This is a genomic window from Dechloromonas denitrificans (assembly GCF_020510665.1).
GTDB classification, from domain to species: domain Bacteria; phylum Pseudomonadota; class Gammaproteobacteria; order Burkholderiales; family Rhodocyclaceae; genus Azonexus; species Azonexus denitrificans_B.
In genome coordinates, this window is record NZ_CP075187.1 from 2,519,341 (window position 1) to 2,530,000 (window position 10,660).

Annotated in this window: 10 protein-coding genes, 1 rRNA gene and 1 other RNA gene; all 12 read right to left on the minus strand. The window is 55.7% G+C overall.

Going from position 1 to position 10,660, the window contains the following annotated elements; translation table 11 throughout:
• Position 1: 1 nt before the first annotated feature.
• On the minus strand, positions 2-988 hold the full coding sequence (ybiB, locus tag KI614_RS11960) for a DNA-binding protein YbiB (protein ID WP_226405955.1): 987 nt from the start codon (positions 986-988) through the stop codon (positions 2-4).
• Positions 989-1,006: 18 nt separating this feature from the next.
• Positions 1,007-3,730 carry a nitrate reductase gene (locus KI614_RS11965; RefSeq protein WP_226405956.1) on the minus strand — a complete coding sequence of 908 codons (2,724 nt, stop codon included), beginning with the start codon at positions 3,728-3,730 and terminating at the stop codon, positions 1,007-1,009.
• Between the two features lie 113 nt (positions 3,731-3,843).
• Positions 3,844-4,278, minus strand: a complete 435-nt coding sequence (locus KI614_RS11970) for a ClpXP protease specificity-enhancing factor (protein ID WP_226405957.1) — start codon at positions 4,276-4,278, stop codon at positions 3,844-3,846.
• A 2-nt stretch (positions 4,279-4,280) separates the two neighbouring features.
• The gene (locus KI614_RS11975; protein ID WP_203467256.1) at positions 4,281-4,877 is read right to left on the minus strand and encodes a glutathione S-transferase N-terminal domain-containing protein; all 597 of its coding nucleotides are present in this window, start codon (positions 4,875-4,877) and stop codon (positions 4,281-4,283) included.
• 83 nt (positions 4,878-4,960) lie between these two features.
• On the minus strand, positions 4,961-5,680 hold the full coding sequence (locus tag KI614_RS11980; RefSeq protein WP_203467257.1) for a cytochrome c1: 720 nt from the start codon (positions 5,678-5,680) through the stop codon (positions 4,961-4,963).
• An 11-nt stretch (positions 5,681-5,691) separates the two neighbouring features.
• Entirely contained in the window at positions 5,692-6,993 is a 1,302-nt protein-coding gene (locus KI614_RS11985; protein WP_226405958.1) for a cytochrome b, read from the minus strand.
• Between the two features lie 3 nt (positions 6,994-6,996).
• Positions 6,997-7,593, minus strand: coding sequence for a ubiquinol-cytochrome c reductase iron-sulfur subunit (gene petA / locus KI614_RS11990; RefSeq protein WP_226405959.1), 597 nt, complete (start codon positions 7,591-7,593; stop codon positions 6,997-6,999).
• A gap of 83 nt (positions 7,594-7,676) precedes the next feature.
• A complete protein-coding gene (recR, locus tag KI614_RS11995; RefSeq protein ID WP_226405960.1) occupies positions 7,677-8,276 on the minus strand; it encodes a recombination mediator RecR in 600 nt (199 codons plus the stop codon).
• Positions 8,277-8,600: a YbaB/EbfC family nucleoid-associated protein gene (locus KI614_RS12000; RefSeq protein WP_226405961.1), complete on the minus strand. Its 324-nt coding sequence runs from the start codon at positions 8,598-8,600 to the stop codon at positions 8,277-8,279.
• Between the two features lie 13 nt (positions 8,601-8,613).
• The gene (dnaX, locus tag KI614_RS12005) at positions 8,614-10,215 is read right to left on the minus strand and encodes a DNA polymerase III subunit gamma/tau (protein ID WP_226405962.1); all 1,602 of its coding nucleotides are present in this window, start codon (positions 10,213-10,215) and stop codon (positions 8,614-8,616) included.
• Positions 10,216-10,242: 27 nt separating this feature from the next.
• An RNA gene (ffs, locus tag KI614_RS12010) (signal recognition particle sRNA small type) lies at positions 10,243-10,341 on the minus strand.
• Positions 10,342-10,477: 136 nt separating this feature from the next.
• Positions 10,478-10,590, minus strand: a 5S ribosomal RNA gene (rrf, locus tag KI614_RS12015).
• Positions 10,591-10,660 lie beyond the last annotated feature (70 nt).

Consider the following 10,660-nt stretch of genomic DNA (forward strand, 5'->3'; position numbering starts at 1 on the left):
CTTATCCTGCAGCAGCGAGCCCATTCGATTCGACGGCAACGATCGCCTTGGCCTGATTGAAATCCTCGGCATAACCGGCAGCATAGAGGCAGCAGGCGAGCTGATTGGCAATCGGTTTGGGCAGCGGAATTTGTCGATCCAGTACGCGCTGGATCCATTTTGCCGTCGTTGCCGCATCGGCTGACTCAGGCAGGCTGGGCAAACTGCGCAGGCTTTCGTGTTCGGCTTCAAAAAGCACGTTGACCGCGCCATCGTGCACGTACTCAAGGCGGGGGCGACGTTTCGGATTGGCAAACGGCTCGCCCTCCGTACCACGCAGCAGAATTCCGCGCTCGCCCCGGGCAACCAGCATGTTGCGCATCAGCTCGATGAAATCAGGATGCGTGGCGGCCGCAACCAGCACTGCCTCCTGGTGGAACGGGCTAAGCATCTTGACCAGGCTGTGGGCGCTGCTCCGGACGCCCATCCGACTGCGCAGCGACAACAGATTATGCAAACCGGGACACAGCAGGCTGAGTGGGGCAAAAGCCAGGCCTTTCTCGGCCAGACTGTTTTGTGCCTGCAGCACCGAGGTCACCGGCATGATGCCCAATTCGCGCAGAACCTGTGCCGTAGTCACCCGGCCAAAACCTTCAATCAGGCCATGCACCAGTACAGGCACGCCAAAACGCTGAAGCAGAAGCGCCAGCAAGGGCGTCAGGTTGGCCTCCTTGCGTGCTCCGTTGTACGTCGGCAGGACAACCGGTCGAACTCGACCATGCGGCAATTCAAGGTGATTTGTCCGGCCATTGACCGCGGCAAGAAACCCCAGCATTTCGTCGACAGATTCACCCTTGACGCGCAGAGCGATGATCATCGCTCCGAGCTCGAGGTCCGGGACGCCACCATCGAGCATCGCCGCATAAAGCTGATGTGCTTCGTCAGCCGACAGATCGCGGGCGCCATCGGCGCCGCGACCAAGTTCCTTGATGAAATGAGCGTAGCCCATAGTCTCCTCTCGCCGCGTTCAGACTGGCACGGCTTCTTTGGTCGCGTATTCTGCCACCATCCGCTTGATCTCGGGGACGCAAGAGCCGCAGAAAGTGCCGCATTTCAGGGTTTGCTGCATGCTGGCCAAATCCGAGCCCTGCGCCAGTGCCTGCTGAATCTGCACATCACTGACATCAGCGCATTTGCAGATGATGTTGCGCGACGGCATGCTGACCGGAGGACGCTCGCTGGGAGCCAGGGCAAAGCGGATCAATGATGGATCCAGCTCATCTTCAGCCATGGCCTGTTTCAGCCAGCTCTGTGCCAAGGCTTCTCCTGCCAGCCGGACACCAAACAAGCGGCCATCGCGCACAATGGCCTTCTTGTTGATTTGGCGTTTTGCATCGGCATAGAGAATTTCTCCCTCCGTCGAATCGAGGCCAAACAGACGGTCGACCGCGGCAAGCTGTGCGCTATCGAGCGGACCGTGTTCTGCTGCGCGCAAAATTACCAACGGTGCGCTACGGCCATACAAACCCACCGCGGCGTAGGGGAAAATCGACAGCAAGCTTCTCGCTTCGGCCAGCAAAGCCCTGGCCTCTTCCGTCGAAGCACAACGTCGAAGCACGGCGACCGGGTAAGGTAAATCGAGTTTATCGATCCGCACCGCAGCATGCTTGAGCTCCGGCTGTTTCGAATAAGGATCCGTCGCTTCGCTGACCAACGCATTCGCCCCGGGCGAATTCATGAACTGGCTTCCCCAATGCATCGGCATCCAGGCCCGGCCTCGCTTCAGCCCGGCACGTTCGGCAATCCGCACGACCATTTCACCGCGCGGGTTAGCCACTTTCACGATATCACCGGAAGCCAGCCCCCGATGTCGCATGTCGCAGGGGTGCATGGCCAGTTCAGGTTCATCATCGAGGTTGAACAAACGCGGCACCGTGCCTGTCCGGGTCATGCCATGCCACTGGTCACGCATGCGACCGGAAATGAGGCTGATCGGAAATTCACTGCTCGGAGCCTCTGCTGTTGCCTGGTGCTGAACTGGAACAAACCGTGCGCGACCATCAGGTGTCGGGAAACGGCCATCTTCATACAGACGCTGCTTGCCAGCCTGCGCCCCATCGGGATACGGCCATTGCTGAGAGCCGTCGGTTTCCAGACGGCCATAACTCAAACCGGTGATATCCAGATCGCGGCCACGCGTTGTTTCGCGGTGTTCGTTGAAAATCTCTTCGGGGTTGGTGTAGGGGAAAAGATGGGCTGTCGCCGGGTTAGCAAGCTTGTTCGCCAGGCGCCGGGCAAAATCGACAACGATTTCCCAGTCATGGCGCGCCTCTCCCGGCGCAGCAACCGCGGGCAGAACGCGGCTGATGCAGCGCTCCGAATTGGTTACCGTGCCATGTTTTTCGCCCCATGCACTGGCCGGCAACAGCAAATCGGCAAACTCGGCCGTATCAGTGCCGGCATAAGCTTCTTGCAACACGACATATTCGGCCGTATGCAACGCTTTGCGGACGGCTGCCTGATTCGGCATGGAATGCGCCGGGTTGGTGCAGGCAATCCAGACCGCCTTGATTTCGCCGGAATCCAGGCTTTTGAACAGGTCGACCGCAGTCTTGCCTGGTTTGGCCGGAACATCCGGAATTCCCCAGAGCGCAGCTACCTCGGCCCGATGCTCGGGATTCCCGAGGTCGCGATGGGCTGACAGCAGGTTGGCCATTCCGCCCACCTCGCGTCCGCCCATGGCATTGGGCTGCCCCGTCAAGGAGAATGGGCCAGCACCCGGCTTACCAAGTTGGCCGGTTGCCAGATGAAGGTGAATCAGGCTGACACTATTGTGGGTTCCGTGCGCCGACTGGTTGAGTCCCTGGCAATAAAGTGACAAGGCAGCCTTGCTTTTACCGAACCACTCGGCGGCCTGGATCAGATCAAGCTCCGAAATCCCGCAGATACGTGCAACCGCAGCCGGCGTATATGTTTTGACGAGTTCGGCAACCGCCTCAAATCCAGTCGTGTGTGCAGCGATATAAGCGTTATCGACCAACCCATCCCGAATCAGCAGATGAAGCATGCCGTTAAACAAGGCGATGTCCGTTCCGGGATTGATTGGCAGGTAAAGATCGGCAATCTCGGCCGTTTCGGTGCGACGTGGGTCGACGACAATGATTTTCAGATCGGGATTCGCCGCACGGGCGTCTTCGATATAACGGAAAACAATCGGATGTGCGACAGCCGGATTTGCCCCACTGATGAATATCAGCTGAGCGGCCAGGATATCGGCGTAACAGCAAGGCGGAGCATCGGCTCCCAGCGTCTGCTTGTAGCCAGCAACAGCCGATGACATGCACAGACGGGAATTGGTATCGACATTGTTGGTACCAATCAGTCCCTTGGCCAATTTGTTGAAGACATAATAGTCCTCGGTCATCAACTGGCCTGAAATATAGAAGGCCACCGAATCGGGGCCATAGCGACGAATTGTCTCGGCAAACCGGTCCGCAGCGGATTCCAGCGCAGCATCCCAGGTCACTCTCTGTCCGGTCTGGCCGCGCTGCAGGCGGCGCTCGGGGAACAACAGGCGTCCGCTCGGGCCTGCCGTCAAATGGAGTGTTGCGCCCTTGGTGCAGAGTCGACCGCGATTGGCCGGATGATCAGGGTCGCCGCGTACACCGGAGATTTTCCCATTCTCGGTTTCAATCAGGACACCGCAGCCAACGCCGCAGTAACAGCAAGTGGATTTGACTTCATTTTTCATGACAGTCCTTGAGCAACAGATGTGCCACCCTGAAACGGCATGAAATTAAATAAAAAAGGGAAATTTCCATCAGAAATTTCCCTTTTTTGGTGCATCGATCTTGCCGTGCGTCCCTATTTGATGCGTTGCAGCTTGGGACGCCCTCCTTCTGGGCGGGGTGGTTCTGGCGGCTCTTCTGCAGGCGAGGCATCAACGGCCATATCCTCTGCATCACCGAACTCGCCTTGCGACTCTCCAGCCTCAAGCTCAAAAGCCATACCCGCGCCATTTTCACGCGAATAAATTGCCGTAACCTGAGTCACCGGCACGGACAATTCGCGTGAGACGCCACCGAAACGAGCTTGAAAATCGATAAAATCATTACCGATTTTCAGCTTGTTGGTCGCATCGGGGCCCAGATTCAGGACGATTTGTCCATCCCGGACAAATTCCCGGGGGACACGCGTTCGCCCATCAACCTGGACTGAAATATACGGTGTAAATCCGTTATCGCAGCACCACTCCCAGATTGCACGCAGCAGGTAAGGCTTGGTAGACGGCAGTTCCATGTTTACTTGCGCATCGCCTTTTCAGACGGCGTCAATGCATCGATGAAACCCTGACGGCTGAAAATCCGCTCGGCGTATTTCATCAGCGGTGCAGCCGCTTTGCCAAGGTCGATGCCATAGTGATCAAGACGCCACAGCAACGGCGCAATCGCCACATCCAGCATCGAAAATTCATCGCCCAGCATGAATTTCTGCTTGTTGAAGATCGGGATGATCTCGGTCAGCCGAGCCTTGATTTCCTGACGAGCCTTATCAGCCGTCTTGCCATTTTTTTCGATCACTTCCATGAACGAAAAGATTTCGCGCTCCATACCGACCAGCAACTGACGGGCACGCGCACGCATGATCGGGTCAGCCGGCATCAGTTGAGGATGCGGAAACCGCTCGTCGATGTATTCGTTGATGATGTTCGGCTCGAACAGAACGAGATCTCGCTCAACCAGTACCGGAACCCGGTTGTGTGGATTGATCGCAGCCATTTCTTCCGGCTTGTTGAACATATCAACGTCGATCACCTGGAAATCCATGCCTTTTTCAAAAAGGACAATGCGGCAGCGATGACTAAAAGGGCAGGTGGTGCCCGAGTACAGATTCATCATTTGTGGTAACCCTCAAAATGCGATTCGGCATCGGGGGCTGGCCTAAGCCAAACCCGCGATGCCGTTTGCTGATCCGGACAGGATCAGTGAATGTCTTTCCAGTATTCCTTCTTCAGCGCGTAAGCGAGCACGAAGAGCAAGCCCAGGAAGGCAAGTACGAAGAAACCAAGCTTCTGGCGGAATTCCTGTTGTGGTTCGCCCATCCAGACCATGAACCCGACAAGATCAGAAACAGCCTTGTCGAATTCGGCCGGAGCCATCTGGCCCGGAACAGCCACTTCCAGCTTGTGGGTTTCGTGGTTCAGGACTTGCTGCCCCTGAAGACCATAAAGAATGTGCGGCATGCCGACATTTTCGAACACCACATTATTCCAGCCGGTCGGACGGTTTTCGTCACGATAGAAGGAACGCAGGTAGGTGTAGAGCCAGTCTGCACCTGCACCAGCGTTACCAGCTTCACCACGGGCACGGGCGATGATGGTCAGATCCGGCGGCGTAGCACCGAACCAGAGCTTTTGTTCATCGGCACGCGCGGCCACAGTCATCAAGCCACCGATCTTGTCGGAAGTGAACATCAGGTTTTCCTTGACCTGCTGTTCAGTCAGACCGAGGTCGACCAGATTCTTGTAGCGCATGTAGGAAGCACCGTGGCAATTCAGGCAGTAATTGACGAACAGCTTGGCGCCATTCTGCAATGCAGCCTTGTCGCCGACCGAGCCCGGCCACTTGTCGAGATGAACCGCACCGCCGCTGGCAAATGCCATGATCGGCGCGAAGAGCAATGCGATCAGAAATTTTTTCATTTTTTGCATCCTCACTTCATCGTCACGCGGTCAGGAACCGGCTTGAACTTGTCCATGCGGGACCACCACGGCATGCCCAGGAAGAAACCGAAGTAGAACACGGTGCAGATCTGGGAGATCACCTCGCCCATCGGCGACGGAGAGAGCGTCCCCAGGTAACCGAGGATGAAGAAGACAATCACGAAGATGGTCAGCATCACCTTGGTAATCGGGCCACGGTAGCGGATCGACTTGACCGGGCTACGGTCGAGCCAAGGCAGGGCGGCGAAGATCACAACGGAAGCCCCCATACCGATCACACCCCAGAGCTTGGCCGGCAAGCCGAAGAAGTTCCAGACCATGGCGCGCAGGATCGAGTAGTAAGGTGTGAAGTACCAGACCGGTGCAATGTGCGGCGGGGTCTTCAGCGGATCAGCCGGATAGAAATTCGGCGTTTCGAGGAAGTAACCACCACCTTCCGGCGCGAAGAACATCACCGCGGAGAAGACCATCAGGAAAACGACGACACCGACGATATCCTTGACCGTGTAGTACGGGTGGAAAGGAATGCCGTCACGCGGAATGCCATTTTCATCCTTGTTGGCCTTGATCTCGATACCGTCCGGATTGTTCGAGCCGGTTTCGTGCAGAGCCAGCACGTGAGCTGCAACCAGACCAACCAGAACCAGCGGGAAGGCAATCACGTGGAAGGAGAAGAAGCGGTTCAGCGTAGCGTCACCGACGACGAAGTCGCCACGGATGATGATCGACAGATCAGGGCCAATGACTGGGATCGCAGAGAACAGATTGACAATAACCTGTGCGCCCCAGAAGGACATCTGACCCCAAGGCAGCAGGTAGCCGAAGAAAGCTTCACCCATCAGCACCAGGAAAATACCGACACCGAACAGCCAGGTCAGTTCACGCGGCTTGCGATAGGAACCGTAGAGCAAACCACGGAACATGTGCAGGTAAACCACGATGAAGAAGGCAGATGCACCGGTCGAGTGCATGTAGCGAATCAGCCAGCCACCTGGTACATCACGCATGATGTACTCGACGGAAGCAAAAGCGATCGGCACGCCATTCGCGTTCAGGGCCGCATCCGGCTTGTAGTGCATGACCAGGAAAATGCCGGTGACGATCTGGATGACCAGAACCAGCAAAGCCAGAGAGCCGAAGAAATACCAGAAGTTGAAGTTCTTCGGGCAGTAATACTCAGACAGATGTCCCTTCCAGAGAGAAGTAGCCGGAAAACGGGCATCAACCCACTCCAGGACATTCCCGCCGATGGAACCATCAGACTTGTATTTTTCGAAGTTGCCAGCAGCCATTTCTTATGCTCCCTTCTTGTCTTCGCCGATCATGATGCGGGTATCCGAAAGATACACGTGCGGCGGAACTTCCAGGTTGGTCGGGGCAGGCTTCGCCTTGTAAACGCGGCCGGCAAAATCGAAGGTCGAACCATGGCAGGGGCAAAGGAAGCCTCCCAGCCATTCAGCGCCCATCCCCTCTTCTGCGCCCTTCTTGAATTTCTGCGAAGGGGAACAGCCGAGGTGGGTACAGATACCGACAGCCACCAGAATTTCCGGCTTGATCGAACGGGTATCGTTCTTTGCGTAGGCTGGCTGCTGATTGTTGTCGGACTTGGGGTCGGCAACAGCATCAGTCAGTTTGGTCAGCGTTTCCAGCATGTCCTTGGTGCGGTTAATGATCCACACAGGCTTGCCACGCCATTCGACGGTCATCATCTGACCCGGTTCGAGCTTGCTGATATCGACTTCAACCGGAGCGCCTGCCGCTTTGGCACGCTCGGATGGAAGCAAGCTGGAGACGAACGGCACAAGAGCAGCAACAGCCCCTGTTCCGCCCACGGCCGCGGTGGCAACGATCAAACGCCGTCTGCCGCAGTCCATTTTTCCTTGTTTGCTCATAACGCTGACCCCTAAAGGAATTGGATGGGATTAAAAATAAACGCTAAATTATACGCCAACGGAACCGACGTTAAAAGCCGTTGTCAGGCGGCACAAGCCTTACGCTCTCTCAAGGCCTGCGCCAATGTGCCGCTATCGACATATTCAAGCTCACCACCAACCGGCACCCCACGTGCAATACGGGTGACGCCAATGCCTTTCGGCTTCAACATGGCGGTGATGTAGTGGGCTGTCGCCTCTCCCTCATTGGTGTAATTAGTAGCAAGAATGACCTCCTGCACCAATCCATCCATGACGCGTGCCATCAATTGCTCGAGACCTAACTCCCTCGGCCCGACGCCATCCAACGGCGAGATACGCCCCATCAGAACATAGTAAAGCCCCTGATAGGCGAGGGTTTGCTCCATCATGTTCATATCAACGGGCGTTTCAACCACGCACAAGACGGACTGATCCCGCTTGGGAGATGCACAGCGCTCACAAATTTCGGTCTCACTGAAGGTGTTACAACGCAAACAATGCTTTACCGCATCCAGCGCATGCAAAACTGCCTCACCAAGCCGCTTGGCACCTTTACGGTCTCGCTGCATCAGGTGATAGGCCATTCGCTGCGCTGACTTCGGACCAATACCAGGAAGGCAGCGCAGAGCTTCGATCAGTGACTCAAGACCCGTCGGCGTCACTTAGAAAGGCAGTTTGAAGCCAGGAGGAAGATTCAAGCCAGCAGTGAAGCCGGACATTTTTTCCTTGCTCAGCTCCTCGCCTCTCCGAATCGCATCATTGACAGCTGCGGCAACCAGATCTTCAAGCATTTCACGATCATCCATCACCGAAGGATCGATACTCACGCGACGCACATCATGGGAACAGGTCATGACGATTTTGACCATGCCAGCCCCAGACTGCCCCTCGACCTCAATCAGGGCCAGCTGGTCCTGCGCCTTCTTCATGTTGTCCTGCATTGCTTGAGCCTGTTTCATCAGGCCAGCCAAACCACCCTTCATCATCGTATTTTCTCCATCAGGAAATCGGTCTAATTGAAGCTTCTGTGAGTGAGGCATCGAATGACTCGATTGCTTCACGAATAAAACTATCCTGCTCAATCGAAGCGATTGCGCGGTTTTGACGATCTTGACGTTCACGGCTTGCCGTTGCCGCAGGCGTATCTATCTCGATCGCATCAAGCTCAATCCGCAACTTCAGTGGCCGCCCAAGATAATCACTCAACGCCGCCTCAAGCTTGTCAGGAGACGGTTTCATCTGAAGGTGAGCATGTGCCGGCGCAAGTCGCAGCAAACAGTCTCCTTCATTCAATTCGCGTAATTCGCAATGCTGAGCCAGTTCTCTGGCAAGGCCACTCAATTGCAGCGCAGCAACCATCTCATGCCAATCGTCCTCGCCACCGGACACCGCTGTGCGTCGTTTGTTTTCAACAGCGACAGGAGCTGGAGACGAAGATGGCGCCACTGCTGCGGTCAACGGCTTGCCTGGCGGGAATTTAGGCTGGGAGCGAACAGAAGAGACGACCTCCATGACCGACGCAGGCCTGAAAGTAAACAGTCGCAGCAACGTCATGACAAACCCGGCGTACTCATCAGGGGCTGAAGCCATCTCGGATCGTCCAACATTGACGATCTGATAAGCCAACTGGACAAATTCCGGAGAAAAGGAAGCGGCAAGGACAACAAGACGCTCTCTCTCGGGATCATCCTCATCAACAGCCGAAGGCACACACTGAATGATCTGGATGCGGGTCAGCAAAGCCGCAAGTTCTTGCAATGCCAGCGCGTAAGACAAACTTCTCACGCCGAGATCAAAAGCAACCTGGAGCAAAGCGGAACTGTCGCCATCTTTCAGCGCATCCAGAATAGTCAAAAGATAATCAAGATCAACGGAACCAAGCATGCTCCGAACCTGCGACTCTTCCACCTTCCCTGCGCCGTGCGCAATTGCCTGATCAAGCAACGACAAGGCATCTCGCATGCTGCCCGATGCCGAACGTGCAAGCAGGGTAAGCGCAGAAGGCTCAAACGGTACGGATTCGGCCTGGAGAATATGCGCCAGATGTGTCGTAATGGCACTCGCCGGCATCTGCTTCAGGTTGAATTGCAAGCAACGTGAAAGGACTGTCACCGGAATTTTCTGTGGGTCCGTTGTTGCCAGAATAAACTTAACGTGCTCCGGTGGCTCTTCGAGCGTTTTCAACATTGCGTTGAAAGCCGAATTCGAAAGCATATGGACCTCATCGATCACATAAACCTTGAAGCGACCACGCGTCGGTGCATAGACCGCATTTTCAAGCAGCTGACGCATCTCTTCAACACGTGTATTTGTTGCCGCATCAACTTCGAGCAAATCAACGAAGCGACCGCTATCGATTTCCTGGCATGCGGAGCAAACCCCACAAGGGGTTGCGGTAATACCTGACTCGCAATTCAGTGATTTGGCCAAGATGCGGGCAATAGTCGTCTTGCCGACACCGCGAGTCCCGGTGAAGAGATATGCGTGGTGCAAACGCTGTTCAGAAAGGGCATGAGCCAATGCTCGAACTACGTGCTCCTGCCCAACTAGCGTAGAAAAATTGCGCGGCCGCCACTTGCGCGCAAGAACTTGATAACTCATGCGCTCCACACCGAAACAGAAAATGAAAGTGGCGAGCCTAACCCCCGGCACTTGCAATAAGTAGCTGTGGCTGCTTCCTTCCGGACCTGACCAGATTCACCACCTTGCAATGCGGGGAGACCCGCCGACAGAGATTCTACCACAGCCACCGGGCCAAGCGGGCGGCGATTCACTTGAAAACGCAGCTTCAACCAACTTTAAAAATGGAGAACTACAAAGCATAAAGCCCTCGTTACTTTAGTAACGAGGGCTTTGAATGGGAGCCTGGCGGTGACCTACTTTCGCGAGCGGAAGCTCACTATCATCGGCGCGATTCTGTTTCACGGTCCTGTTCGGGAAGGGAAGGGGTGGGTCCAGAAGGCTATTGCCGCCAAGCGTAACTTGTGTGCTCATCGCGTTGTGCGGTGAGCCAAATTGGGAGGAAGGTTGTTTGTTGTGACTGCGG

What these genes read in the sequence shown, in the direction of transcription:
- KI614_RS11965 (WP_226405956.1), bottom strand. Translation starts at nt 3,730, where the DNA reads ATGAAAAATGAAGTCAAATCCACTTGCTGTTACTGCGGCGTTGGCTGC.
- dnaX (WP_226405962.1), bottom strand. Translation starts at nt 10,215, where the DNA reads ATGAGTTATCAAGTTCTTGCGCGCAAGTGGCGGCCGCGCAATTTTTCT.
- KI614_RS11985 (WP_226405958.1), bottom strand. Translation starts at nt 6,993, where the DNA reads ATGGCTGCTGGCAACTTCGAAAAATACAAGTCTGATGGTTCCATCGGC.
- KI614_RS11980 (WP_203467257.1), bottom strand. Translation starts at nt 5,680, where the DNA reads ATGAAAAAATTTCTGATCGCATTGCTCTTCGCGCCGATCATGGCATTT.
- petA (WP_226405959.1), bottom strand. Translation starts at nt 7,593, where the DNA reads ATGAGCAAACAAGGAAAAATGGACTGCGGCAGACGGCGTTTGATCGTT.
- KI614_RS12000 (WP_226405961.1), bottom strand. Translation starts at nt 8,600, where the DNA reads ATGATGAAGGGTGGTTTGGCTGGCCTGATGAAACAGGCTCAAGCAATG.
- KI614_RS11975 (WP_203467256.1), bottom strand. Translation starts at nt 4,877, where the DNA reads ATGATGAATCTGTACTCGGGCACCACCTGCCCTTTTAGTCATCGCTGC.
- ybiB (WP_226405955.1), bottom strand. Translation starts at nt 988, where the DNA reads ATGGGCTACGCTCATTTCATCAAGGAACTTGGTCGCGGCGCCGATGGC.
- KI614_RS11970 (WP_226405957.1), bottom strand. Translation starts at nt 4,278, where the DNA reads ATGGAACTGCCGTCTACCAAGCCTTACCTGCTGCGTGCAATCTGGGAG.